The sequence below is a fragment of the Streptomyces sp. NPDC006879 genome, from assembly GCF_042869595.1.
Taxonomy (GTDB): Bacteria; Actinomycetota; Actinomycetes; order Streptomycetales; family Streptomycetaceae; genus Streptomyces.
This window is the reverse complement of record NZ_JBIAGC010000012.1, coordinates 111,609-136,394: the sequence shown is the minus strand read 5'-3', so window position 1 is coordinate 136,394 and position 24,786 is coordinate 111,609. Positions and strand designations below refer to the sequence as shown.

The 24,786-nt window shown below is 70.5% G+C and carries 19 protein-coding genes; 4 read left to right on the top strand and 15 right to left on the bottom strand.

Going from position 1 to position 24,786, the window contains the following annotated elements; genetic code table 11:
• Window positions 1-141: 141 nt before the first annotated feature.
• The 3 genes from ACFYMC_RS12795 to rimP all read right to left on the bottom strand — a co-directional run bounded on the left by ACFYMC_RS12795 (window position 142) and on the right by rimP (window position 2,045).
• On the bottom strand, window positions 142-417 hold the full coding sequence (locus ACFYMC_RS12795; RefSeq protein WP_388523029.1) for a YlxR family protein: 276 nt from the start codon (window positions 415-417) through the stop codon (window positions 142-144).
• A gap of 123 nt (window positions 418-540) precedes the next feature.
• On the bottom strand, window positions 541-1,536 hold the full coding sequence (gene nusA, locus ACFYMC_RS12790; protein ID WP_388523026.1) for a transcription termination factor NusA: 996 nt from the start codon (window positions 1,534-1,536) through the stop codon (window positions 541-543).
• Between the two features lie 2 nt (window positions 1,537-1,538).
• Entirely contained in the window at window positions 1,539-2,045 is a 507-nt protein-coding gene (gene rimP / locus ACFYMC_RS12785) for a ribosome maturation factor RimP (RefSeq protein ID WP_388523024.1), read from the bottom strand.
• Window positions 2,046-2,780: 735 nt separating this feature from the next.
• Between rimP and ACFYMC_RS12780 the strand changes: the two genes are divergently transcribed.
• The gene (locus ACFYMC_RS12780) at window positions 2,781-3,254 is read left to right on the top strand and encodes a ferritin-like domain-containing protein (protein ID WP_388523098.1); all 474 of its coding nucleotides are present in this window, start codon (window positions 2,781-2,783) and stop codon (window positions 3,252-3,254) included.
• Between the two features lie 16 nt (window positions 3,255-3,270).
• Entirely contained in the window at window positions 3,271-4,173 is a 903-nt protein-coding gene (locus tag ACFYMC_RS12775; protein ID WP_388523021.1) for an aminoglycoside phosphotransferase family protein, read from the top strand.
• 49 nt (window positions 4,174-4,222) lie between these two features.
• On the opposite strand, the gene ACFYMC_RS12770 is transcribed toward ACFYMC_RS12775, so the two are convergent.
• From ACFYMC_RS12770 to ACFYMC_RS12725, 10 genes are all read right to left on the bottom strand, one after another.
• Window positions 4,223-5,920: a proline--tRNA ligase gene (locus ACFYMC_RS12770; RefSeq protein ID WP_388523018.1), complete on the bottom strand. Its 1,698-nt coding sequence runs from the start codon at window positions 5,918-5,920 to the stop codon at window positions 4,223-4,225.
• Between the two features lie 77 nt (window positions 5,921-5,997).
• Window positions 5,998-6,546: a GNAT family N-acetyltransferase gene (locus ACFYMC_RS12765; protein WP_388523015.1), complete on the bottom strand. Its 549-nt coding sequence runs from the start codon at window positions 6,544-6,546 to the stop codon at window positions 5,998-6,000.
• A 56-nt stretch (window positions 6,547-6,602) separates the two neighbouring features.
• A complete protein-coding gene (locus ACFYMC_RS12760) occupies window positions 6,603-7,448 on the bottom strand; it encodes a GNAT family N-acetyltransferase (RefSeq protein ID WP_388523012.1) in 846 nt (281 codons plus the stop codon).
• Between the two features lie 82 nt (window positions 7,449-7,530).
• Window positions 7,531-8,688 (bottom strand): flavodoxin-dependent (E)-4-hydroxy-3-methylbut-2-enyl-diphosphate synthase, encoded by a 1,158-nt coding sequence (gene ispG / locus ACFYMC_RS12755; RefSeq protein WP_388523009.1) that lies wholly within the window; start codon window positions 8,686-8,688, stop codon window positions 7,531-7,533.
• 190 nt (window positions 8,689-8,878) lie between these two features.
• Window positions 8,879-10,180, bottom strand: a complete 1,302-nt coding sequence (locus ACFYMC_RS12750) for a M50 family metallopeptidase (RefSeq protein ID WP_388523006.1) — start codon at window positions 10,178-10,180, stop codon at window positions 8,879-8,881.
• Window positions 10,177-11,427, bottom strand: a complete 1,251-nt coding sequence (dxr, locus tag ACFYMC_RS12745; protein ID WP_388523003.1) for a 1-deoxy-D-xylulose-5-phosphate reductoisomerase — start codon at window positions 11,425-11,427, stop codon at window positions 10,177-10,179. Before dxr ends, ACFYMC_RS12750 begins: the two co-directional genes overlap by 4 nt.
• 80 nt (window positions 11,428-11,507) lie before the next feature.
• Window positions 11,508-13,478 carry an acyl-CoA dehydrogenase family protein gene (locus ACFYMC_RS12740; protein WP_388523001.1) on the bottom strand — a complete coding sequence of 657 codons (1,971 nt, stop codon included), beginning with the start codon at window positions 13,476-13,478 and terminating at the stop codon, window positions 11,508-11,510.
• Between the two features lie 680 nt (window positions 13,479-14,158).
• Window positions 14,159-15,604, bottom strand: a complete 1,446-nt coding sequence (locus ACFYMC_RS12735) for an aldehyde dehydrogenase family protein (RefSeq protein ID WP_388522998.1) — start codon at window positions 15,602-15,604, stop codon at window positions 14,159-14,161.
• 178 nt (window positions 15,605-15,782) lie between these two features.
• Window positions 15,783-17,534, bottom strand: coding sequence for a PucR family transcriptional regulator (locus ACFYMC_RS12730; protein WP_388522995.1), 1,752 nt, complete (start codon window positions 17,532-17,534; stop codon window positions 15,783-15,785).
• A gap of 138 nt (window positions 17,535-17,672) precedes the next feature.
• Window positions 17,673-19,766, bottom strand: coding sequence for an ATP-binding protein (locus tag ACFYMC_RS12725; protein ID WP_388522993.1), 2,094 nt, complete (start codon window positions 19,764-19,766; stop codon window positions 17,673-17,675).
• A gap of 215 nt (window positions 19,767-19,981) precedes the next feature.
• Between ACFYMC_RS12725 and gabT the strand changes: the two genes are divergently transcribed.
• Window positions 19,982-21,316: a 4-aminobutyrate--2-oxoglutarate transaminase gene (gene gabT / locus ACFYMC_RS12720; protein WP_388522990.1), complete on the top strand. Its 1,335-nt coding sequence runs from the start codon at window positions 19,982-19,984 to the stop codon at window positions 21,314-21,316.
• Between the two features lie 447 nt (window positions 21,317-21,763).
• Window positions 21,764-22,348 carry a phosphatase PAP2 family protein gene (locus ACFYMC_RS12715; protein ID WP_388522987.1) on the top strand — a complete coding sequence of 195 codons (585 nt, stop codon included), beginning with the start codon at window positions 21,764-21,766 and terminating at the stop codon, window positions 22,346-22,348.
• Here the strand turns inward: ACFYMC_RS12715 and ACFYMC_RS12710 are convergent.
• Together ACFYMC_RS12710 and ACFYMC_RS12705 are read right to left on the bottom strand one after the other, a co-directional pair.
• Window positions 22,336-24,153, bottom strand: coding sequence for a chitinase (locus ACFYMC_RS12710; RefSeq protein WP_388523095.1), 1,818 nt, complete (start codon window positions 24,151-24,153; stop codon window positions 22,336-22,338). The genes ACFYMC_RS12715 and ACFYMC_RS12710 overlap by 13 nt on opposite strands.
• 159 nt (window positions 24,154-24,312) lie before the next feature.
• Window positions 24,313-24,756, bottom strand: coding sequence for a hypothetical protein (locus ACFYMC_RS12705; RefSeq protein ID WP_388523092.1), 444 nt, complete (start codon window positions 24,754-24,756; stop codon window positions 24,313-24,315).
• Window positions 24,757-24,786: the final 30 nt, after the last annotated feature.

The following is a 24,786-nucleotide window of genomic DNA, read 5'->3' as shown; positions in this document are numbered from 1 at the left end:
CCTTTTAGGTCCGGGTTACGCCGGACCGTCGCTACTTCATGGGCGTACTCATCGCGTACTCATCGAGTGCTCATCGCAATCTCGACCTACTTCCAACTCGCGAGGTACCTGACCGCACGGGGTTCCGTGCCGTACTTCTTCTTACGCTGTCGCCTCGACGACCTTTCCCAGACCCGCGGTATCGAGCGTTCCCTGGGTCCGTAGGGCCCGGGCGAACGCCCGGCGGCGGACCGCCTGGTCGAGGCAGACCACGGCGGGGTGCAGATAAGCACCCCGGCCGGGCAGCGTACCGCGAGGATCGGGTACGCATTGGTCCCCGATCGCCACGATGCGCAGCAGATCGCTCTTGGCCGCTCGCTCCCGGCACCCCACACAGGTGCGCTCAGGGCATGCGCGGACATGCGTCCGGCCAGACACAGTTAGTCTACCTCCCCGCGCCGACCTCACCCCTTTGGGCGAAAAATCGAACGGATGTTGTCGCGGAACACTCGCCCCCGCGCTCTGTGTCTACCCGCCGGGGAACCCCGACGGGTAGTGGTTTTATTCCGCGTCAGACGCCGGCTGCTCGGTGTCGGGGCGGATGTCGATGCGCCAGCCGGTGAGCCGGGCGGCGAGGCGGGCGTTCTGCCCCTCCTTGCCGATGGCAAGGGAGAGCTGGTAGTCGGGCACCGTTACGCGCGCGGAGCGGGCGTCCCAGTCCACGACCTCGACCTTGCTCACCCGGGCGGGTGAGAGGGCGTTGGCCACCATCTCCGCGGGATCGTCCGACCAGTCGACGATGTCGATCTTCTCGCCGTGCAGTTCGGCCATGACATTGCGCACCCGGCCACCCATCGGCCCGATGCAGGCGCCCTTGGGGTTGAGGCCCGAGCGGGTGGACCGTACGGCGATCTTGGTGCGGTGACCCGCCTCGCGAGCGATCGCCGCGATCTCCACGGACCCGTCGGCGATCTCCGGCACCTCCAGCGCGAACAGCTTCTTCACCAGGTTGGGGTGGGTGCGCGAGAGGGTCACGGACGGACCGCGCACCCCCTTGGCCACCCGCACGACATACGTCCGCAGACGCAACCCGTGGGTGTACTCCTCACCCGGGACCTGCTCCTGCACCGGCAGGATCGCCTCCAGCTTCCCGATGTCCACCAGGACGTTCTTCGGGTCCTTGCCCTGTTGGACGACGCCCGTGATGACATCGCCCTCACGGCCCGCGAACTCACCGAACGTCAAATCGTCCTCGGCATCCCGCAGACGCTGCAGGATGACCTGCTTCGCGGTGGTCGCGGCGATCCGGCCGAAGCCCGACGGTGTGTCGTCGAACTCCTTGGCCTCCTGCCCCTCCTCCAGGTCCTGCGGGTCTTCCTTGGCCCAGACGACCACGTGACCGTTGGCGCGGTCCAGCTCGACGCGAGCCCGACGGTGGCTTCCCTCAGTGCGGTGGTACGCGATGAGGAGGGCCGACTCGATCGCCTCGACGAGCAGGTCGAAGGAGATCTCCTTCTCGCGGACCAGACCCCGCAGGGCACTCATGTCGATGTCCACGGCTACGCCTCCTCTTCCTTCTTGTCCTTGCGGCTGAACTCGATCTCGACACGCGCCTTCACGATCTCGACGAAGGCGAGGCGGCGACCGGTGGCCTTGCGGCCCTTCAGGCCCGGCACTTCCAGGTCAAGCCCGTCCTCGTCCACTTCGAGGATCCGGGCGACGAGATCGCCGCCCCCCGCCCCGGCGGACAGCTGGAACTTCACGAGGCGGCCGACGGCCCGTACGTAGTGACGGTGCTCGGTCAGCGGCCGGTCAGCACCCGGAGAGCTCACTTCGAGGACGTACTCGCCCTCGCCCATCGCATCGGTAGCATCCAGCTTCTCGGAGATGAGGCGGCTGAGCTCGGCACACTCGTCCAGCTCCACGCCCTCGTCGGAGTCCACGGTGATCCGCAGCATCCGCCGCTTGCCGGCCCGGGAGACCTCGATCTCTTCGAGGTCCAGCTCCCTCTCCGTGACGAGCGGCGCCAGCAGTTCGCGCAGCCTGTCGCTCTGGGTGGTGCTCATCCGGGTGACTCCTCGGCCGCGTGTGCTGTTGTGGTTTCCGTCGCGTGTCAGGTCAAAGGGTATCCGGTCCCAAGGGGTGTTGCCGTACGCCCCGTATCCACGCGGCCACCGGTACGGTGATCACGGGCCCGAGCCCCCCTCCCGTCCGCACCTCCACACCAAGGACGAACCGTGCCGTTTCCGCCGCCACCGCCGCGGCCCGCAGGGCCGCACCGCAGGTCGCTGTTGCTGGCCGTCGCGGCCGGCCTGGTCCCGCTCGCCGGCTGCTCCGAGGAGTCCACCGAGGGACTCGGCCAGGGCAGCGGGGGGCGACGCGTTTCCCCCGAACAGCGGATCCGCGAAACAGCCGTCCGGGAGAGCCTGCGGCTCCAGGCGGCCTACGACGCGACTCTCGCCGCACATCCCGCGCTCGCCGCCCGCCTCGGCCCGCTGAGGAAGGCGGTGGCGGCCCACAGCACCGCCTTCGCTCCCCCGCCCAGCGGTCCCGGGCTACCGCCCGGCCCCTCCCCCAGCGCCACCGCCACCCCGAGGAGCAGCGCGTCGGCGCCTGCGCCGGCCGATGCCGCCGCCGCTCTGGCCGCCTTGGCGCAGGCAGAGCGCGCCACCGCCGCCGCCCGGACCACCGCTCTGGCCCAGGCCCCCGGCGAACTGGCCCGAGTACTGGCCTCCGTGGCAGCCTGCGGTGCCGTACACGTGCAGCTGTTGAACACTGACGAGCCCGGGAACGGGCAGCGGATCACCCCCGCCGGGCTCCCTGACGACGACCGGGACACACCCCAGCGGGCCGCCGCCCTCACAGCCGCCCAGTCCGCACTGGCCGCCGAGCACGCCGCGGTCTACGGCTACGGCGTCATCGGCGCGAGGACGTCCGCGGACCGACGCGCCGAAGCCCGACAGGACTATGCGGCGCACCGGGACGGGCGGGACGCGCTGCTGGAGGCGGTGCACGAACTGGGCGGATCACCTCGGCCCTCCCTGGCGGCGTACGCCCTGCCCTTCGGGGTGTCCGCGCCGGCGGACACCGTACGACTGGCCGTCTGGATCGAGGAGCGAATCGCTGGTTCCTACGGGGATCTGGTGCGCGCCGGCGAGGGGCAGCTGCGCACCCTGGCAGCCGAAGCGCTCCGTGAAGCCGCGCTGCGGGCGGCGCGCTGGCGCGGCGGCGGCGTAGCCTTCCCTGGGCTCGCCGAACGAGCCCCAACCAGCTGAAAGGGACCTTGCACGTATGGCTTTCGAACCGCCGCAGCGGCTTGTCAGGGCGCTCGGCGAGATGCCCCAGGACGGTGGGGAGGGCACGGCCGGATGGCTCGCCGAACTCCCCGCGACCGTCGAGAAGGCCTTGTCCCTACGCGAGTTGACGGCTCAGCGGGTACTCGAACCCGGAGGTCGCAGCAGCCTGGTGGTGCTCGTCGAGTACACAGACGGAACCCCGGCCGCGCTGAAGTTCGCGCCACCCGTGGCGCGCCCCGAGCGCGAGCTCGCCGCACTGGGCCACTGGGGCGGCTTCGGCGCCGTGCGCCTGCTGGACAGCCGACACCACGACGGGGCGCTGCTGCTGGAGCGACTTCGCCCCGAGATCTCGCTGCGCTCGCTGCCCGAGTCCAAGGCCCTCCTGGAGGCGGCCGGCATCATCCGGCGCCTGTGGGTGACCCCGCCCGCCGGGCATCCCTTCGAGACGGTCGCCGAGCACACCCGCCGACAGCTGACCGTCCTGGAGCGGGCACCCTCCGAGGTCGCGGACCTGGTGGCGGCGGCACGGGCGGCACAGGCCGAACTGGCCCCGACGCCGCCGGAGGAACTGCTGCTGCACGGCGATTTCAAACAGGGCAAGGTGCTGGCCGGCGAGCGGGCACCGTGGCTGGCGGTCGGTCCCGATCCACTGGTGGGTGAACGCGCCTACGACCTGGCCCGGTTGGTCAGGGACCGGCTGGACGACCAGGTCGCGGCGAGCGGTGGCGCCGCAGCGGCCCGGCGCCGGGTGAACCGGCTCGCCGACTCCCTGGAGGTGGATCGGGAGCGGCTGCGCGGCTGGACGCTGTTCCGCGCCGTGGAGAGCGGGGCCCGGGCCCTGACCGCGGGACGTCGGCAGGACGCCGAGTTGCTCCTGGAGTTCGCCGCCTGGCTGTAGCCCGCGGACTTGGGGCCCCCTCGGCGGCCAACCGAGGGGACCGGCCCGGTCAGCCGGCGAGCACGCGGACCGCCTCTTCGAGGGGAAGCTCCTCACGGTCCCCGGTGCGACGGTCCTTCAGCTCCAGCACCGACTCGGCGGCCCGCCGGCCGGCCACCAGGATCTTCGGCACGCCGATCAGCTCGGCGTCGGTGAGTTTCACGCCAGGGGAGAGCCCGGGCCGGTCATCGACCAGCACCCGCAGGCCGGCGGCGGCCAGGGCCTGCGCAGCCCGCAGGGCGAGCTCGGTCTGGGCGGTCTTGCCTGCCGCCACGACGTGGACGTCAGCAGGGGCGACCTCGGCGGGCCAGCACAGGCCCTGCCCGTCCCCGGTCTGCTCGGCCAGCGCAGCGACCGCACGCGACACCCCGATGCCGTAGGACCCCATGGTGACGCGCACCGGCTTGCCCTGGGGCCCGAGGACGTCGAGGGCGAAGGTGTCGGCGTACTTTCGACCGAGCTGGAAAATGTGGCCGATCTCGATGGCGCGGTCCAGACGCAGGCCGCTTCCGCAGGACGGGCAGGGGTCTCCCTCGCGGACCACGACGACATCGAGATAGGAGTCCACCTCGAAGTCGCGAGCGCACACCACGTTGCGGGCGTGCGTGCCGGGTCGGTTCGCGCCGGTGATCCACGCGGTGCCCGGTGCCACCCGCGGGTCCGCGAGGTAGCGCACCTTGTCCAGGCCCTGCGGACCCACGTAGCCGCGCACCAGGTCGGGTCGGGCCGCGAAGTCCTCCTCCGTGACGAGTTCGACGACTGCGGGCGCGAGGTGCTCCGAGAGTTTGCCGAGGTCCACCTCCCGGTCTCCGGGAACGCCCACGGCCACGATCTCCCCGTCCACCTTCACCAGCAGGTTCTTCAGCGTGGCGGACGCCGGTACCTCCATGTACTGGGCGAGCGCCTCGATGGTGGGTGTGTCCGGGGTGTCGAGCTCCTGCAGTGCCGGATGCTCTGCGGTCCCGCGGACCTCCGGCGCCTCGAAGGTCACCGCCTCGGTGTTCGCGGCGTAGGAGCAGCCGGGGCAGTCCACGAAGGTGTCCTCGCCCGCCGCGGCGGGCGCCAGGAACTCCTCGGAGGCCGAGCCGCCCATCGCCCCGGAGACCGCCGAGACGACCCGGTGGTCCAGCCCCAGCCGGTCGAAGATGCGGATGTAGGCCTCGCGGTGCAGCCGGTAGGACTCGGCGAGCCCCTCGTCTGTGGTGTCGAAGGAGTACGAGTCCTTCATCTGGAACTCGCGACCGCGCAGGACCCCCGAGCGGGGGCGCGCCTCGTCCCGGAACTTGGTCTGGATCTGGTACAGGATGACCGGCAGGTCCTTGTACGAGGAACACATGTCCTTCACCACCTGGGTGAAGATCTCCTCGTGGGTGGGGCCGAGCAGGTAGTCGGCGCCCTTGCGGTCCTTGAGGCGGAACAGCAGGTCGCCGTACTCCTCCCAGCGGCCGCTTGCCTCGTAGGGCTCCTTGGGCAGCAGTGCGGGGAGCAGCACCTCCTGCCCGCCGATGGCGTCCATCTCCTCGCGCACCACGCGGGCCACGTTGTCGAACACCTTCTTGCCGAGCGGCAACCAGGTCCACACCCCGGCGGAGTTGCGACGTACGTAGCCGGCACGCACGAGGAGCCGGTGGCTGAGCGTCTCCGCGTCCGCCGGGTCCTCTCGCAGGGTCTTGACCATCAGCCGGGACATCCGCTGGACCTGCGACATGGGGGGCTCCTGCTCGGGGAAGGGTGCTGGTTCGGTGAGCCAGAGGTTAGTGCGGGCGTCGTGACGCTCGGAAATCCTTATCCACGGCGTAGTGGCAGAACGGCGCCCATGACGGCGTACGGCTGGGGAGCGCTGGGGAAGTAGACCCGGCGGGCGAGGTCGGTATATCCGAGTGCGTGGTAGAGGCGGCGTGCGGGGCTCTCGGTGTCGATGGCCGAAAGGATCGAGCGGGGCTGCTCCGCGGTGTCGGTGATCTTCGTGATCAACGAGCGGCCGATGCCGCGCCCTTGGAACTCCGGGTGCACGTGCAGCTCGGTGATGGCGAAGGAGTCGTCGAGCCAGCCACCGAGGCCGTCTGCGCGCAGATAGGGCTCGACCACCGTGGACCACCAGTGCAGGCGGTCGTTGGGCATCCCGTAGACGAACCCGGCCAATCTCCCGCCGGCGGTGACGGCTCCCAGGGCCCGGGCACCCGGGCAGGCCATGTGGCGCTGCACGATGTGCCGGCGGACGCCGACCTCCTCAGGGCTCAGCCCGAAGGCCACGGCCTGGACGGCCAGTGCCTCGTCCACCCGGGCGGCCAGGTCCAGAGCGCCGATCTCGACCTCGGCAGAGGAATGCAGCATGCCGGGAACCTTACTTCGCGGCCCCGCCCGTCAGCACCGGATGCGGGCAACCCGTCTCAGAACAGCACGCTCATGAACGCGCCGACCTCACGGAATCCAACCCGTCGATAGGCGGCCCGCGCTGCGGTGTTGTAGTCGTTGACGTAGAGGCTGACCACGGGAGCGACGTCCGCGAGCGCGTATTCAAGGACGGCTGCCATGCCCGTCTCGGAATGTCCTCGGCCGCGGAACTCGGGGGCCACCCACACCCCCTGGATCTGGCAGGCGCGATCCGTGGCGGCACCGATCTCGGCCTTGAAGACGACCTTCCCGTCGTCGACCCGGGCGAAGGACCGTCCGGCTCCGACGAGTTCTGCGACCCTGGCCTGGTAGAGCAGGCCGCCGTCACCGGCGAGTGGGGAGATCCCGACCTCCTCGGTGAACATGGCCACACAGGCAGGCATGATCAGTTCCATCTCGTCCTTGCGGATCCGCCGGACCAGGGGGTCGGGCCGGACCTGCGCTGAGGACGCCTCCGTGACCATCAGCGGCTGGTGGGCGCGGACCTCGCGGGCCGGCCCCCAGCTGGGTTCGAGGAGCCGCCAGAGCTGTGCGGTGGGCTCCGCCGGGCCGACGATCGAAGAGCAACGCCGCCCGGTCCTGCGGGCCCGGTCAGCGAAGGCCCTTACGGCTTCGGGGGTGGCGCACGCCGGGACGAGGTTGGCGCCGGCGTAGCACAGCGAGGTGAGGACCCCGTCCGCGTACCAACCCCACATCTCGCCGCCCAGCCGCCAGGGGTCGAGCCCGGCGACCTGGACCCGCGCGGCGATGAAGGCGTTGGCGACCGGGTCGCGATCGAGGACCTCAAGCGCGGCGGCGAGGTCGCTGGGCTCAAGGACCCTGGTGGTGGTCTGCGTCAACACGGGCGGGGCCTCACCATGCGGGTCTGCTGATCCCCGCACTGTACCCGCAGGCGGGCGGGTGCGCCCGCGCTGCGATCGGCCGTCAGCCTGCGACCGACACCTCGGGCTCGCCGGACATCACGCCGTCCTTCTCCATCTGCTCGGCGATCTTCATCGCCTCTTCGATGAGGGTCTCGACGATCTTGGACTCGGGGACCGTCTTGATCACCTCGCCCTTGACGAAGATCTGCCCCTTGCCGTTGCCGGAGGCCACGCCCAAGTCGGCTTCACGGGCCTCGCCGGGGCCGTTGACGACGCAGCCCATCACGGCCACCCGCAGCGGGACCTCCATGCCCTCCAGACCTGCGGAGACCTGGTCGGCGAGCTTGTAGACGTCCACCTGGGCACGGCCGCAGGAGGGGCAGGAGACGATCTCCAGTCGGCGCTGGCGCAGGTTCAGGGACTCCAGGATCTGGATGCCGACCTTGACCTCCTCCGCGGGCGGGGCCGAGAGGGAGACCCTGATGGTGTCGCCGATGCCCTCCGAGAGCAGGGCACCGAAAGCGACGGCGGACTTGATCGTTCCCTGGAAGGCCGGACCTGCCTCGGTCACGCCCAGGTGCAGGGGGTAGTCGCACTGGGCGGCCAGCTGCCGGTAGGCGTTGACCATCACGACCGGGTCGTTGTGCTTGACCGAGATCTTGATGTCGCGGAAGCCGTGCTCCTCGAAGAGGGAGGCCTCCCACAGCGCGGACTCCACCAGCGCCTCGGGAGTGGCCTTGCCGTACTTCTTCAGCAGGCGCGCGTCCAGGGAGCCCGCGTTCACGCCGATCCGGATGGGCGTACCCGTGGCGGAAGCCGCCCGGGCGATCTCCTTGACCTTGTCGTCGAACTGCTTGATGTTGCCCGGGTTGACCCGCACCGCGGCGCAGCCGGCGTCGATCGCCGCAAAGACGTACTTCGGCTGGAAGTGGATGTCGGCGATCACCGGAATCTGCGACTTCTGCGCGATGGTGGCCAGCGCGTCCGCATCGTCCTGGGTGGGGCAGGCGACTCGGACGATCTGGCAGCCGGAAGCCGTCAGCTCGGCGATCTGCTGGAGCGTCGCACCGATGTCGGAGGTCCGGGTCGTCGTCATCGACTGCACGGACACGGGTGCGTCGCCGCCGACGGCGACCGTACCGACCTGGATCTTCCGGCTGACCCGGCGCTCGGCGAGCTTCGTCGGGACGGACGGCATTCCGAGAGAAATGGCAGTCATCTGCTGTGCAACCCCAAGGTGTGGATCAAAGTCCCGAGATCGGCGGGCACTGAGGGTTCGAGGTTACGCCAAACAGCGCCGCTCCCGTGCATCCGACCGGGCGGGTGCACTCGATCGCGGGGGCGGACCCGGTTGGGTCCACCCCCGCGGGCCGATATCCGCTCACCCCTCCGGGTTCCGGCCGGCCGGATCAGGTGATCTTCACTGGGTTCACCACGTCCGCCACCAGGACGAGCAGGGTGAAGCAGATGAAGATGCCGGCGACCACATAGGCGACGGGCATCAGCTTGGCGACGTCGAACGGCCCCGGATCGGGGCGACGGAAGAGGCGCGCGGTGTTGCGGCGCACCGCTTCCCACAGGGCGCCGGCGATATGACCGCCGTCGAGGGGCAGCAGCGGAACCATGTTGAACAGGAACAGTGAGAGGTTGAACCCCGCGACGAGGAAGAGGAACATCGCCAGCTGGTTCTGCGGCGGGATGTCGAGGTTGACGATCTCTCCACTGACGCGTGCGGCACCGACCACACCCATCGGCGAGTCGGCCTTGCGTTCGCCGTCACTGAATGCGGCGTTCCACAGGTCGGGCACCTTGGAGGGGATGGCGACCAGCGACTGGACGCCGGATTCCATCATGTCGCCCATCCGCTGCACGGACTGGCCCAAGGACTGTTCCACGATGCCGGAGGCCGGGCTGAAGCCGAGGAAGCCGGCGGTGACGTACTGGCCCTCGACGTAGCCGCCGTGTCCGTCGGACTTGCTGACCTGGTTGCTGATCAGGCTCGCCTGGAGGTCGAGGGTCTTGCCGTCCCGCTCCACGGTGATGGTGGCTGGTCCGACCGTCTCGCGGATGTGCTGCTGGAGAGCTGCCCAGTCGTCGATCTTCGCCCCGTCGAAGGCGACGATCTTGTCGCGTGCCTGGAGACCCGCCGCCTTGGCGGGGGCGACCGGGTCCGAGGCGCCACAGGTGTCCCGGCGCTCGCTCTGCTGGATCACGCAGTCGGAGACCTTGCCGACGGTGGTGGTCTGGGTGTTGACCCCGAAGGTCATCATCACGCCGAGGAAGATCGCCACCGCCAGGATGAGGTTCATGAAGGGGCCGGCGAACATCACGATGACGCGCTTCCACGGCTTGCGCGTGTAGAAGAGCCGCTGTTCGTCGCCCGGTTCGAGCTCCTCGTAGGCGGCCGACCGCGCGTCCTCGATCATCGAGCGCCATGGTGAAGTCGAACGAGCGGTGACCCTGCCGTCGTCACCGGGCGGGAACATGCCGATCATCCGGATGTAGCCGCCGAGCGGGATGGCCTTGACGCCGTACTCGGTCTCGCCCTTCGTGCGCGAGAAGATGGTCGGGCCGAAGCCCACCATGTACTGGGGCACGCGGATACCGAAGAGCTTGGCGGTCGAGAGGTGACCGAGTTCGTGCCAAGCGATCGAGAAGAGCAGTCCGACGAAGAAGACGACTATGCCGACGACCGTCATCAGGATTGTCATGCGCCCGCCTCCACTGCGGCCTTAGCGGCCCTTTCCCGCGCTTGGGCGCGGGCCCAGGTCTCCGCTTCGAGGACGTCCGCGACGGTCAGAGAAGTTCCCGCCGTGGGCGTCCCGTGGTCTGCAACCACATCCGCGACGGTATCGACGATCGCTGTGAACGGAAGCCGACCGGCCAGAAACGCCGCCACACACTCCTCGTTCGCCGCATTGAACACGGCCGGCGCGGTACCACCAAGCTCACCGACGTGCCTGGCCAGGCCGACAGACGGGAACGCCTCGACGTCCAGGGGGAAGAACTCCCAGCTGGAGGCCCGGGTCCAGTCGAATGCAGGCGCCGCGTCCGGCACCCGCTGCGGCCAACCCAGACCGATCGCGATCGGGCCGCGCATGTCCGGAGGGGTGGCCTGGGCCAGCGTGGAACCGTCGCTGAACTCCACCATCGAGTGAACGTAGGACTGCGGGTGGACGACGACCTCGATCCGGTCGAAGGGAATGTCATAGAGCAGGTGCGCCTCGATCACCTCCAGCCCCTTGTTCACCAAGGTGGCGGAATTGACCGTGATCACCGGCCCCATGGCCCACGTCGGGTGGGCCAACGCGTCCGCGACGGTGACCCGCTCCAGCTCCGCCCGGGACCGACCACGAAAAGGCCCACCCGAAGCCGTCACGACGAGTTTGCGCACCTCCGCCCGGGTACCCGCCGCCAGAGCCTGGAAGAGCGCCGCGTGCTCGGAGTCGACCGGGATGATCTGCCCGGGCTCGGCCAGTGCCTTCACCAACGGCCCGCCGACAATCAGCGACTCCTTGTTGGCGAGCGCCAAGGTCCGGCCCGCCCGCAGCGCGGCCAGGGTGGGAGCCAGCCCGATCGAGCCGGTGATCCCGTTCAGCACCGTGTGGCAGGGCGAGGCCGCCACCTGCGTGGCCGCGTCCGCCCCCGCCAGGATCTCGGGGAGCGGCTCCGTGCCGTAGCCGGCCGCCAGGGCGGCGCGCAGCGCCGGAACCACGTCCTGCCGGGCCACCGCCACGGTCTGCACCCGCAACTTCCTGGCCTGCTCGGCGAGCAGTTCGACCCGCCCGCCGGCCGCTGACAGCGCGGTCACCCGGAAGCGGTCGGGGTGGCGCAGCACCAGATCGATGGCCTGGGTGCCGATGGAGCCGGTGGAGCCGAGGATCACGATGTCCCGGCGACCCGGTGCGGGGTCGAAGAGGAGATGCGGATCGGCGAGGGGGGATGGGCTGTCGCTCATCCCCCCATTGTTGCCTTATCCGTCCGCGCGGTGGACAGGGCGTCCCCCACGGGCTGGTCCGCGGGCCCGGGGACCAGCCCTCAGCGCACCGGCCGGTGGACGTTCTCCCGTTTGGACGGGCCGGGCGAGGCGTCCGCGATCCAAGGGCCCTCGCCGGAGGGGTCGACCACTCCGCGCTCCAGCCAGTCGTAGGCACCGCCCAACACCCCGTCGACCAGCTTGTGGTCCAGGTCGTCGGTGTTGTTCCACAGGCGACCGAAGAGCTCCTCGACGCGCAACCGGGACTGTTGGCAGAAGGCGTCGGCGAGCTGGTAGGCCTCCCGGCCGTGGTCACCACTGGCCCGCAGATGTTCGGCCCGCACGCAGGCCGCGCTCATCGCGAAGAGCTCGGCGCCGATGTCGACGAGCCGCCCGAGGAACCCCTGTTTGCTCTCCATCCGGCCCTGCCAGCGGGACATGGCGTAGAAGCTGGAGCGGGCCAACCGGCGCGAACCACGTTCGACGTAGCGCAGATGGGCCGCCAGATCGGGATGCCCCGGCGGGTGGAACTCACGATAACTGACGGGTAGTTGACCAGGTCCGGCCGCGAGCTTGGGGAGCCAGCGGGCGTAGAACCCGGCGGCACGGGCGCCCGCCCTGGCCTTGTCGGCGAGGTCCTTGTCCGGATCGATGAGGTCCCCGGCCACCGACAGGTGGGCGTCGACGGCCTCACGGGCGATCAGCAGGTGCATGATCTCGGTAGAACCCTCGAAGATGCGGTTGATCCGCAGGTCCCTGAGCATCTGCTCGGCCGGCACCGCCCGCTCGCCGCGGGCAGCCAGCGAATCGGCGGTCTCGAAGCCCCGGCCGCCACGGATCTGCACCAGTTCGTCGGCCATCAGGCAGGCCATCTCACTGCCGTACAACTTGGCGAGCGCCGCCTCGATACGAATGTCGTTGCGGTCCTCGTCCGCCATCTGGGAGGAGAGGTCGACGACGGCTTCCAGCGCGAAGGTGGTGGCGGCGATGAAGGAGATCTTGGAGCCCACGGCTTCGTGACGGGCGACCGGGCGCCCCCACTGCTCACGTACCGAGGACCACTCACGCGCGATCTTCAAACACCATTTGCCGGCACCCACGCACATGGCCGGCAGCGAGAGCCTGCCCGTGTTCAAGGTGGTCAGAGCGATCTTCAGGCCTGCGCCCTCCGGTCCGATGCGCTGATCCGCCGGGACCCTGACCTGGTGGAAGCGGGTGACGCCGTTCTCCAAGCCGCGCAATCCCATGAAGGCATTGCGGTTCTCGACGGTGACGCCGGGTGAGTTGGCCTCGACGACGAAGGCGGTGATGCCACCGCGGTGCCCCTCGCTGCGCGGAACCCGGGCCATGACCACCAGGAGGTCGGCGACCACGCCGTTGGTGGTCCAGAGCTTCACCCCGTCGAGTACGTACTCCTCCCCGTCCGGAACGGCCGTGGTGGCGAGCCTGGCCGGGTCGGAGCCGACGTCCGGTTCGGTCAGCAGGAAGGCGGAGATGTCGCTACGGGCACAGCGCGGCAGGAAGGTGTCCTTCTGCTCCTCGGTCCCGAAGATCTTGAGCGGCTGGGGCACACCGATGGACTGGTGGGCGGAGAGGAGGGCGCCGATGGCCGGGCTCGCGGACCCCACCAGTGCCAGGGCCTTGTTGTAGTACACCTGGGTCAGGCCCAGTCCGCCGTACTTCACGTCGATCTTCATGCCGAGCGCGCCTAGTTCCCGCAGGCCACGGATGGTCTCGTCGGGGATCTGCGCCTCGCGGTCGATCCGGGCGCCGTCCACCTCGCGCTCACAGAACTCCCGCAGGCGCTCCAGGAAGGCCTCACCACGGCGCACGTCCTCAGCGGCGGGTAGCGGGTGCGGGTGGATCAGGTCCAACCGGAAACGTCCGAGGAAGAGCTCCTTGGCGAAGCTCGGCTTGCGCCAGTCCTGCTCCCGAGCGGCCTCGGCGACCTGGCGGGCCTCGCGCTCGGTCACCTTTGGGGGTGTCTGGGGAATCTGCCCGGAGGACTGGGACGGCGTGGATGGTGCAGACATGAAGGGCTCACCTCGCCACTGGTTCGGCCGATGGAGCGTCATGGACGCCGGCGGCCAGCCGTTCGCGGGCTACCGGCCGGTGCTACTTCGGAGTCGGTGCTCTCCAGGGAGTCTGTACCCGATCCGCGAGGAGCGCACCAGTGGTCGCGCAGTTGGCTGAATCCCGGGCTGGGCGAATTCCGCGGCCCGCCATGCGAGGAGGGCTACCCGCGCACCGCTGCTGCTCGACACTCCCGCGATTGCGCCGCATCTCGGTGGCGGCCACCAGGCCAGCGCCCGCGACGGCCGGAGCCACGTGCAGCGACCACCCAGCGGATCCCGCTGACCTGCGGTTCCGCGCCGACCAGCGCGTTCCTCGTCCGGTCCGTGCCCGCAGCGGCTGCCCGCGATCTTGTCCCTGCCTTGTCCCTGCTCATCCCGGTGGGAACAAGGGCAACCCTCAGCGCCGTATGCCACGAGGGAGGTCGGCGAGGTCGTCCACCGTGGACGGCTCTCAGACCTTGACCCACCTGCCTCAAGGGCGCCGGCACGCGGGTTCGAGACGCTCGTCCCGCCGCATCCGATCGATTCAGCGCCCGCACCGCCGACCCCGCTGTTCTCCCGGGTCAGCAAGGAAAAAAGGGGGACGGCCGGAGCCCCCGCACAGTGGGCTCCGGCCGCCGGTTTCGTGCATCGGCCTCCTAGAGGTCGATGTTGGTGAGGACCAGCACCCGCTCGTAGGTGTAGTCGTCCATGGCGTAACGCACGCCCTCACGGCCCACGCCGGACTGCTTGACACCGCCGTAGGGCATCTGGTCGGCACGGTAGGAGGGGGCGTCGCCCACGATCACACCGCCTACCTCAAGTTCGCGGTGGGCCCGGAAGGCGGTCTGTACGTTGTGGGTGAACACGCCGGTCTGCAGGCCGAACTTGGAGTCGTTGACCGCGGCGAAGGCCTCGTCGGTTCCGTCGACCCGGGTCAGGGTCAGGACCGGGCCGAAGACCTCCTCAGTGGCGAGGGTGACCTCACCCGGGACCTCGGCGAGCACGGTCGGCGCGTAGGAGGCGCCGTCCCGCTTGCCACCGGCCAGCAGCTTGGCACCGGCGGCCACGGCCTCGTCCACCCAGGACTCGACGCGCTTGGCGGCGTCCTCGCTCACCAGCGGGCCGACGTCCGTGGCGGCATCGGTCGGGTCACCGGTGACCTGCGCACCGACCTTCTCGACGACCTTCTCGACCAGGGCGTCGTAGACGCTTGCGTCGGCGATCACGCGCTGCACGGAGATGCAGGACTGGCCGGCCTGGTAGTTGGAGAACGTCGCGATACGGGTCGCGGCCCAGTCCAGGTCGGCTTCGGAGGACCAGTCATCGAGGACCACGGCGGCAGCGTTGCCGCCGAGCTCCAACGTGCAGTGCTTGTGCGGCACGGACTGCTGGATGGCGTAGCCGACCTTGTCGGAACCGGTGAAGGAGATGACGGGCAGTCGCTCGTCCTGCACCAGGGCCGGCATCTTGTCGTTGGCCACCGGCAGTACGGACCAGGAGCCGACCGGCAGATCGGTCTCGGCCAGCAGCTCGCCGAGGACGAGGCCGGAGAGCGGGGTGGCAGGAGCCGGCTTGAGGATGATCGGCGCGCCGACGGCGATGGCGGGGGCCACCTTGTGTGCGCAGAGGTTCAGCGGGAAGTTGAAGGGAGCGATGCCGAGGACGGGTCCCTTGACGAAGCGCCGGGTCAGCGCGAGCCGGCCGACGCCACCGGCGTCGGTGTCCAGTCGCTGGGCCTCGCCGCCGTTGAACCGGCGCGCCTCTTCCGCGGCGAAGCGGAACACGGAGACGGCCCGGCCGACTTCGCCCCGGGCCCACTTGATGGGCTTGCCGTTCTCGGCGGAGATCAGCTGCGCGATCTCCTCGGTGCGCTCGACCAGCCGCTTGGAGACGTGGTCGAGGGCTGCCGCGCGGACGTGCGCGGGGGTCGCGGAGAAGGCGGCGGTCGCGGCGTGCGCTGCTGCCACGGCCTCCTCGACCTGGGCATCGGTGGGCACGCTGACCTTGCCGACCAGTCGGCCGTCCCACGGGGAAGTGACGTCGAAGCTGTCCTCGCCGGTGGCCTGGCGGCCGGCGAGCCAGAAGGCGTGGGTGGAAGTCATCGCGGTTCCCGGCCCTTCAAGAGTGGTGGTCCTGTTTCCTCCACCGTAGGGCGGCGGAGGGAGTTCGGCGTTTGTCCGGGGTGGAGCGCCCGGGGGTACTGGTTCGCCTCTTTGTCACCTGCGCCCTGGCCGAACCTGTGGTTCGGCCGCGCCGGAGTCCTGTGCGCGCCTGCGCGTCCTATTCGGGCCCCGGGCTCGCCTTGAGCGCCAGCCAGAGCTCCATGCGTACGTCCGGGTCGTCCAGCGAACGCCCCAGGATCTCCTCGACCCGCCGCATCCGGTACCGGAGGGTGTGCCGGTGCACGCCGAGGTCACCCGCAGCCGCGTCCCACTGGCCGTGGCGGGACAGCCAGGCCTGGAGGGAGGCGATCAGGTCACCGCGGCCGGTGGCGTCGTGTTCGCGCAGGGAGCGCAGCATCCCGTCGGCGAAGGCCCGGACGGCGTCGTCGGCGAGCAGCGGCAGCACGGAACCGGCGGCCAACTCCTCGTGCTCCACCAAAGTGCGGCCCCGGCGGCGGGCGACGGCGAGCGACTGTTCCGCCTGCCGCCGGGCGATGCCCGCGGCCACCGGGTCGGCCGGGGCGGACAGACCGATCACCAGCTCCTCGGGGGCCGGGCCGGTGGCTGCGGGACCGTGGCGGGCGAAGGACGCGCCTTGGCGTGACTCCGTCGCACGTGCGTGTGTCAGACAGGCATCGATCGCGGCGCCCTCGTCCGCCACGAGGGCGATCAGGCGCTCCTCCTCGACGACCAGTAGGACCGACTCGCCGGTGCGCGCGGCGGCCGACTCCATGGCGTCGACCAGTTGCCCCAGGGCTTCGGGCGCGGCCCGGGCCTTGTGGTCGCCTCCCGTGGCGACCGCCGGGTCCGGACCGGGCGCCGTAACCGCGGGGCCGGATCGCCCGGAGCGCCCGCCGGGGCGCCCGGGAGCGGTGCGCTGCCCGGCGGCGGCCTCCTGCGGTGCGGGTGCCGTGGGGGGCGCGCCCGAAGCCGTGGGTTCGGCGATGACCAGGCGGACCCGGTTGCGAAGCAGGGAGCCGTACAGCTCGCCCGCGACCGCCTCGGCATGTTCTGCCTCGCCGTCGAGGAGCATCCGCAGGACTGCCGAGCCCAGCCGGGATTCGGCGTCCCGCAGCGAGCGGGACCGCTCCGTGGTCAAGGTCAGCAGCGCGATGGCGGAGTGCACCGCGTACCGCTCGGCGGTGCCCAGGGGTGCTCCGGTGCCGACGGCGAGCGCGCCGCGTGATCGCCGGCCGGTCCCCAGGGACTGGAGTTCCACCCGGTCCTCGGAGCCTCCCACCACGGCGGTGGCCGGGGTGGGCCGGTCCCGGAGGCGCTCCACGTCGGGGGTGAGCCGGGCGGCCCGGCGCGCCGCCCAGTCCGGTGCGGCGGCCACGACCGCTCCGGAGGCGTCGTAGAGCGCTGCCCAGCCGTGCACGTGCGCGGCCAGTCTGGCCAGGAGTTCGCCGGGCCCGTCAGCGAAGAGGGCTGCACGGGTCAGTTCCCGTTGGGCCTCGAATCCGGCGGTGACGGCCCGGTACTGGTCCGCCGCCAGGGCCGCCGAGACGGCCTTGGATATGGCGAGGAAGGGCGTGCGTCGCGGCACCTCCAGCAACGGCAGGTCCGCTTCGCGCGCCGCGTCCAGCAGCGCCTGCGGGATGTCCTCGTAGTTGACTCCCACGGCGAAACCGATGCCGACCACTCCGGCGGCACAGAGCCGCCGCACGTAGCGGCGCATCTCCGCCGGGTCCTCGGCGTCCAGCTTCATCGCCGTGATCAGGAGCAGCTCGCCGCCCTCCATATACGGCACGGGGTCGGTGAGCTCACTGACGTGTGCCCAGCGGACCGGTGTGTCGAGCTGGCGCTCCCCGGCCCGGACTTTGAGCTTGAGAGCCGAGTGCTGGACGAGCGTGGCAAGGGTGAGCGGCATGGGCACCTGTTCGGGCGGGGGATGGGGGCAGCCCCGGATTTCGCCGTTCCGTATGAACGGCCCAGCTCGATTCTGCCACCCCGTACGGATCGTCGACAGCCGTACCGGCGGGGGCGGGGACCGCCCAGGCCCGGCTTCTCAGCCCCGCAGCTCGACCAGGAGAGGCGCCACGTACTCCCCGCGCACCGAGGTCAGCGACAGCACGGCGCACCCGGCGGGAACGGCGTGCGCCAGCTCCGAGGCGGACCAGCGCTCCCGCTCCACCTGGCGGACGGTGACTGCGTCCGTGGTCACCGCCTTTCCGGTGACCAGCTTCCGGAAGGAGTGGATGGCCCGGGTCAGCGGCTGGTCCGCGAAGACCGTCCGGCTGGTCACGTCGCGGGCCTCCACCCATTCGGTGCCCCAGGCCTCGGCGAACCGCTTGCCGTCCCAGGTGGTCACCCCCGAGAAGGCCATCCGGCAGCCAACGGCTCCCAGCAACGGTGTACGCAGTTCCTCCGGGACGTCTTCCAGGCTGCGCAGGGTCAGAACGACTCCGGCATGGGCGGAGCGCAACCGCTGCACCCCGCGAACCGTCTCGGCGGTGAGGGTGTGCGAGGCGTCGTCGAGGACCAGGCACACGAACAAGGAACGGTCGGCGCGGGCCGCGGCGCTCGCGTTGAACTGGGCCAGCACCAGGCGGGCCAGCATCCGGGAGGCATCCGCATGGCCGCGTTCGGGCAGATCGATGCGGACCCGCAAGGGGTGTTCGAGGGTACGCAGACTGAACGGCCGCCCCTGCCCGCTGGTGTCGAAGAACCCGGCGAAGGCCGGCCGGTCGAGGAGCGCGACACGGTCGGCCAGGAGCGCACCGAGATCGCCGGCGGCGTGTTGCTGGCGGGCCCGGGCATCGATCTCGCGCAACATCGCCTGCTCCCCGGCCCCCTCCAGTCGAGCACGCAACTCGCCCAGGGCCGTGGCCGAACCGTCGAGGAGTTCCCGTAGCTCCGGGACCGACGGGAAGCGGCCGTGCGCGGTGCGGAAGGGACCGATCAGCTGGGCCAGCACCGTGGCGCCCCGGCGGGTGTCCACGCCGGGCAACGGGCCGACGAAGGCCTCCGCGAGGACTGCGGCGACCTCATCGGGATCACTGCTCCCGCCGTAGAGGTCGAGGTCGTAGACGGAGTCGGGATCACCGATGCGGATCACCACGTCGTAGGCCGCGTCGGGACCGAGCGGGGCGCCGGCGGCGCCCACCGCGATGACGGCGGCCTGCCCGGCGAGCGCTTGGAGGGCGAGGGACTCCACCACGGGCCGCACCAACTTGCGGGTCTTGCCCGCGCCGGAGGGGCCCACCGCCAGTAGCGAGGTGCCCAGCACACCGGGGTCGAGAGCGAGTCCGGTGCCACGCCGCTGGTAGGGGTTGCGGGGGCTCGCCTCGACGGTGCCAAGGAGCACCTGGCGGGCCGCGAGATCGTGGCGGGCCGCCCGGAGCGGCAGGTCACGGGCGCCGGACGGGTGCAGGCAGGCAGCTGCGCCCCGGGTCCGCACCGCCTCGGCGAAGGCGGCGAGTCGGCTGGGGTCGCTCTGTACCGACTGCCAGGCGCGGCGGATCCGGGCGTAGTCGACGTCGTTCATCCGGCCGGCGCCGATCTCGGCGGCGAGCCGGTCGGCGGGTTCGTCGAGGCCGGCGGCACGCAGTTGCGGCCAGGCTGCCGGATCCGCCTCTCTCCTCGGTTCGGACCCCGGTTGTGCCCTGGCACCGGCTGCCGCTCCGGTGAAGGGGGCGACGAGGCGCCGGCCGAGTTCCGGCCAGCGCCCCAGGCGACCGAAAGTGAACAGCAGCGCGCCGATGACCAGCGCGTACCAGAGGTAGGAGGCGACGACGGCGGCCATCGTGGGCTCGGGGTCGACCCAGGAGTCGGGGGTGAACATGTAGAGGGGCCAGACCCAGAACTGGCCGAGGTAGCCGTTCCACAGCAGCGACCACAGGAGCAGACCCGCGAGCAGGGAGATCAGCGCACCGCTGACGAGTTGGCGGGTGGGGGTGCGCTCGGGTTCCTCAGCGCCTCGCGGAGCGTGCCCGTAGCTCCACACTCCCGGCCCATCGGCACTTCGCGGTGTGCGCAGCCATTCCGTGATGGAGGGGCCGCTGGCGGGGGCGTGCGTGGGGGGCGGCGGTACCGGGGGCCGTGGTAGCGGCAGTTGTCCGGCGCGAGGCGCCGTGGCGTCCTTCGTGTCCTCGGTGTCCATGACCCGTGCCCCCTTTGCCGTACCGCTCGCGCTCAATCTAGTGCCCGCCGGCGGTGTGCGGCCCGTAGGCGGGCAGCCACCGTTTCGGCGTGCCTATGTCCGCCGCGGACAAGGACACGTGGTGTTCACTCCCGAACGGAGCATGCCGTGGGCCACCGGCCAGCCCTAGCCTGCGGGAAAGACACAGTTGCGTCCGAAACATCCAGGAGCCCCCGATGACCTCCCTCCCGCAGGAGCGCCGCCTCGTCACCGCCATCCCCGGCCCTAAGTCGCAGGAACTGCAGGCCCGCCGGCTGCAGACGGTCGCCGGCGGCGTGGGCTCCGTGCTGCCCGTCTTCACCGCCCGCGCGGACGGTGGCGTCATCGAGGACGTGGACGGCAACCGGCTGATCGACTTCGGCTCCGGCATCGCGGTGACCTCGGTCGGTGCCTCCGCCGAGGCCGTGGTCCGCCGCGCCTCCGCGCAACTGGCCGACTTCACCCACACCTGCTTCATGGTCACGCCCTACGAGGGCTACGTCGAGGTCTGTGAGGCGCTGGCCGAGCTGACCCCGGGCGACCACGCCAAGAAGTCGGCCCTGTTCAACTCGGGCGCCGAGGCGGTCGAGAACGCCGTCAAGATCGCCCGCGCCTACACCAAGCGCCAGGCCGTGGTCGTCTTCGACCACGGCTACCACGGCCGCACCAACCTGACGATGGCGCTGACGGCGAAGAACATGCCGTACAAGCAGGGCTTCGGCCCGTTCGCCCCGGAGGTCTACCGGGTCCCGGTCGCGTACGGCTACCGCTGGCCCACCGGTGCGCAGAACTGCGGCCCGGAGGCCGCCGCGCAGGCGATCGACCAGATCACCAAGCAGATCGGCGCGGAGAACGTCGCCGCGATCATCATCGAGCCGGTACTGGGTGAGGGCGGCTTCATCGAGCCGGCGAAGGGCTTCCTGCCGGCGATCGTCGAGTTCGCCAACGAGAACGGCATCGTCTTCGTCGCCGACGAGATCCAGTCCGGCTTCTGCCGTACCGGCCAGTGGTTCGCCTGTGAGGACGAGGGCATCGTCCCGGACCTGATCACCACCGCGAAGGGCATCGCCGGCGGTCTGCCGCTGGCGGCGGTGACCGGTCGCGCCGAGATCATGGACGCCCCGCACTCGGGCGGCCTCGGTGGCACCTACGGTGGCAACCCGGTTGCCTGCGCCGGTGCGCTGGGCTCCATCGAGACGATGCGCGAGCTCGACCTGAACGCCAAGGCGAAGAAGATCGAGTCGATCATGAAGACCCGGTTGGCCGCCATGCAGGAGAAGTACCAGATCATCGGCGATATCCGTGGCCGCGGCGCCATGATCGCCATCGAGCTCGTGAAGGACCCCGCCTCGAAGACGCCCAACCCCGAGGCGGCCGGTGCGCTGGCCAAGGCCTGCCACGCGGAGGGACTGCTGGTGCTCACCTGCGGTACCTACGGCAACGTGCTGCGCTTCCTGCCTCCGATCGTGATCGGTGAGGACCTGCTGAACGAGGGCATGGACATCATCGAGAACGCGTTTGCCGGCATCTGAACGAGGCAGGGCCGGGTCCTTGGCCGTCCTCGCGCCCGTGTCGGGATGCGAGGGACGGCCCGCCCGCAGGTACCACCGGTAACACGTAGGTACCGCCGGTAACGGTCAGGGCCTGTGAAGAAGCTGTGGGGGGGCGATGGCGGCGCGAGGTTTCCTACTGCCGGCCCCCCTTTCGCTGCCGTACGGTGTGGGCAGATGAGAGAAACACCCCGTCCGCGGGAATCCGCGGACGATCCAGGACCGGAGCTTCCCCAGCTCCCACCTGGGCGCGCCACGGCGCACCACGCCGGAGCTCCCCGCTCCGGCACTCCTCACCGATCGGACGGCCGCACGCCCCACACCCCCCGGGGCGCGCGGCACACCGATCCGGCCGGCCCTCCCGGAACCATCCCCCCCGTTCCGGGACGGCCGGCCGCCTCCGTCTTTCGGAGGCCGTCCGCCGCCCTGGTGCTCTCCGCCTCCTTCGCCGCCTTCTGGCTGATCACCTGGCAGGTGCTCAACAACGGACCCCTGCTGGTGGCTGACGCACGGCTCAGCAGCCTTGTGGTCCAGGGTGTCCCCGACCGGATCACCGAGGGCCTCAGCGACCTGGGCAACATCACGGTCGCGGTTCCCGTCCTGGCCACGGCGCTGGTCTTCGCGGGTTGGCGCGGCCGGACGGGAGGCCTCCGTAACTGGTGGCGGGCACCGCTCTTCGCGGGGCTGGCCATGGCCGCCATACCGGCCCTGGTCGTTCCACTGAAGGTGTGGACGGCCCGACCCGGACCACTGGAGCCCTGGGCATCCGGCTACTACCCCTCCGGCCATACCGCCACGGCGGCCGTGGCCTACGTCGGCACCGCGTTGCTGCTCGCCCCGTACACCACAACGCGCTGGCCGATGGCCGTCGCCTTGCTGCTCACGGGGGCGACGGCGATCGGTCTGGTGTTGCGAGGGTTCCACTGGCCGCTGGACGTGTTGGCCAGCGCCCTGTTGTGCATCGCGCTGCTGGCCCCTGTGCGCTGGGCCGTGCGCCGGGATCAGCCGAAGTAGGAGTCGAAGTTCCGGGAGATTTCCCAGTGGCCGAAGCGGTCCCAGTTGATCGACCAGGTCATCAGCCCTCGCAGGCCGGGCCAAGTGCCGTGGGTCTGGTAGGAACCGCAGCCGGCCCCTCGGGTCAGGCAGTCCAGCGCCTTGACCACCTCGGCGGGCGAGGTGTGGCCGTTGCCCGCCTGAGTGGTCGCCGGCAGGCCGATGGCCACCTGTTCGGGACGTAGCGGCGGGAAGACGCGGGCGCTGTTGCCTGCGACCGGGAAGCCGGCGAGCAGCATGTCCGTCATCGCGATGTGGAAGTCCGCGCCCCCCATGGAGTGGTACTGACCGTCCAGCCCCATGATCGGACCGGAGTTGTAGTCCTGGACGTGGAGCAGCGTGAGGTCCTCGCGCAGAGCGTGGATGACCGGGAGATAGGCACCGGCACGCGGGTCCTGGCCGCCCCACGGACCCGAACCGTAGAACTGGTGGCCGAGCTGCACGAAGAAGGTCTCCGGCGCCATGGTCAGCACGAATCCGGCCCCGTACTTCGCTTTCAGGGTCCTCAGCGCCGAAATGAGGTTGACGATCACGGGGGTGGTGGGGTTGCGGAAGTCATCGTCTGAGGTGGCCAGGGAGAGCGAGTGGCCCTCGAAGTCGACGTCGAGTCCGTCGAGTCCGTACTCGTCGATGATCCGACTGACCGAGGACACGAAGGCATCGCGGGCGGCCGTGGTGGTCAGGCGGACCTGCCCGTTCTGGCCGCCGATGGAGATGAGGACCTTTTTGCCCGCGGCACGCTTGGCCCTGATGGCCGCCTTGAACTCCTCCGGCGATTCCGCGTTCGGGCAACTGGCCACCGGGCAGGGGCTGAAGCGGATGTCCCCGGAGGTGACCGAGGTCGGCTCACCGAAGGCGAGGTTGATTACGTCCCAGGAGTCCGGGACGTCGCTCATGCGGACGTAGCCCGAGCCGTTGGTGAAACTGCTGTGGAGGTAGCCGACGAGGGCGTGGACCGGCAGACCGTCGCCGGGCGGGCTGCCGCCCGTGGTGACGGCGGTGACGGCGGAGCTCCTGGCGGACTCCCCCGCCGCATTGGCCGCGCTCACCTGGAAGGTGTAGCTCGTCTCGGGCTCCAAAGCGCCGATCTGGGCCGAGGTGCCCTCTACGGAGAGGGCTCTACTCCCGTCCCGGTAGAGGTGGTACGTGGTGGCGCCCTCGACCGGCTGCCACTTGAGTCCGATCGAGGTGGCGGCACGGGAGACCACGGTCAGGCCGGTCGGAGCAGTTGGCGGCTGATCGGGGTCGCCGCCGGGGGCCGGGCCCCTGAGCGTGAGGTCATCGGCGAAGTAGGCGGACTGGCCGTACCAGCCGTGGGTGTAGACGGTCACCGAAGTGGTGGCGGGGCCGGTCCGGAAGGTGGTGCTGAGCTGCTGCCAGCTGGCCGCCGCGGGGGTCCAGGTGGAGACGTCGGTGGTGCCGGTGCCGGAGGCGCCCAGGTACACGTAGCCGCCTTGGACCCAGGCGCTGAGCGTGTAGGAGGAGTCCGGCTCGACCTGGATGAGCTGGCTGCACTGGGCGCGGTCCTGACCGCTCGGGGTGGCCCCCAGCGCCGAGTTGCCGCCGTGCACCGGGGTGGCGACGACGACTGCGCTGGACGCACTGCAGCTCCAGCCGTCGAGGCCGGCTTCGTATCCGCCGTTGCGCGCGAGGTCGGGGTCGGCTGCGGTGGCGGTGGAACCGGCCGCGAGGAGGCCAGTCAGGGCGAGGGCTCCGGCCAGGAGCGTGGACAGGATTGGGATCCGGGTGCGGGCACGCGTGTGCACGGACGACACAACTGCCTCCGGTGGTGGGGGGGGGTCGAGGGGTGCCGAGCACCCTCAACTTGGTCCGGACCAATCCCGGTGTCAAGGGCCCCGCACGCCGAAGCCCCCTCGCTCCACCACCGAAGTAGCTCTGGCCGTAACGGACTTCGGCGGTCATGCCTATGGCAGCTGGCCGCCCGCCGCCTCGTGCATCGCAAGCTCCAAAGCCACCGGGTCGTTGAGGGCGCCGGACCCGTCAGGAGGTACCAACCAGCGCACCCCGCCCGTCTCCCGACCCGGATAGGGCACGACGACCCAGCTCCCGGTACCGATGCCCCGCACTCCGGTACCCATCCAGCGGACGGCCGTCCCCGGCGGAACGAAGAATCCCGTGCGGGACGCCCCGAAGTCCGCGAGCACCGGCCCGGGCTGAGCGGTCATCAACAGCACCCGCAAGGTGGCACGCCCCAGAGCGCCGGGCAGTATCAACACGTCCCAGGCCAGACCGGCGGGCAGTAGTGCCACCCCGAGCGGGTTACGCTCCCATTCCCGCCGACAGGCCAGCGGGTCCGGGGCCACCGACACCAGCCACTCCACCGCAGTCATCGATCCCGAACCGACCATCGCCGAAAGTCCCTTCCACGCGGCCACGCC

Excerpts from the sequence above, each read along its gene's own strand:
- ACFYMC_RS12735 (WP_388522998.1), bottom strand. The coding sequence starts at position 15,604 with ATGACTTCCACCCACGCCTTCTGGCTCGCCGGCCGCCAGGCCACCGGC.
- ACFYMC_RS12725 (WP_388522993.1), bottom strand. The coding sequence starts at position 19,766 with ATGGACACCGAGGACACGAAGGACGCCACGGCGCCTCGCGCCGGACAA.
- ACFYMC_RS12730 (WP_388522995.1), bottom strand. The coding sequence starts at position 17,534 with ATGCCGCTCACCCTTGCCACGCTCGTCCAGCACTCGGCTCTCAAGCTC.
- ACFYMC_RS12750 (WP_388523006.1), bottom strand. The coding sequence starts at position 10,180 with ATGACAATCCTGATGACGGTCGTCGGCATAGTCGTCTTCTTCGTCGGA.
- ispG (WP_388523009.1), bottom strand. The coding sequence starts at position 8,688 with ATGACTGCCATTTCTCTCGGAATGCCGTCCGTCCCGACGAAGCTCGCC.
- dxr (WP_388523003.1), bottom strand. The coding sequence starts at position 11,427 with ATGAGCGACAGCCCATCCCCCCTCGCCGATCCGCATCTCCTCTTCGAC.
- ACFYMC_RS12705 (WP_388523092.1), bottom strand. The coding sequence starts at position 24,756 with ATGGTCGGTTCGGGATCGATGACTGCGGTGGAGTGGCTGGTGTCGGTG.
- rimP (WP_388523024.1), bottom strand. The coding sequence starts at position 2,045 with ATGAGCACCACCCAGAGCGACAGGCTGCGCGAACTGCTGGCGCCGCTC.
- ACFYMC_RS12775 (WP_388523021.1), top strand. The coding sequence starts at position 3,271 with ATGGCTTTCGAACCGCCGCAGCGGCTTGTCAGGGCGCTCGGCGAGATG.
- ACFYMC_RS12765 (WP_388523015.1), bottom strand. The coding sequence starts at position 6,546 with ATGCTGCATTCCTCTGCCGAGGTCGAGATCGGCGCTCTGGACCTGGCC.
- ACFYMC_RS12740 (WP_388523001.1), bottom strand. The coding sequence starts at position 13,478 with ATGTCTGCACCATCCACGCCGTCCCAGTCCTCCGGGCAGATTCCCCAG.
- gabT (WP_388522990.1), top strand. The coding sequence starts at position 19,982 with ATGACCTCCCTCCCGCAGGAGCGCCGCCTCGTCACCGCCATCCCCGGC.
- ACFYMC_RS12770 (WP_388523018.1), bottom strand. The coding sequence starts at position 5,920 with ATGTCGCAGGTCCAGCGGATGTCCCGGCTGATGGTCAAGACCCTGCGA.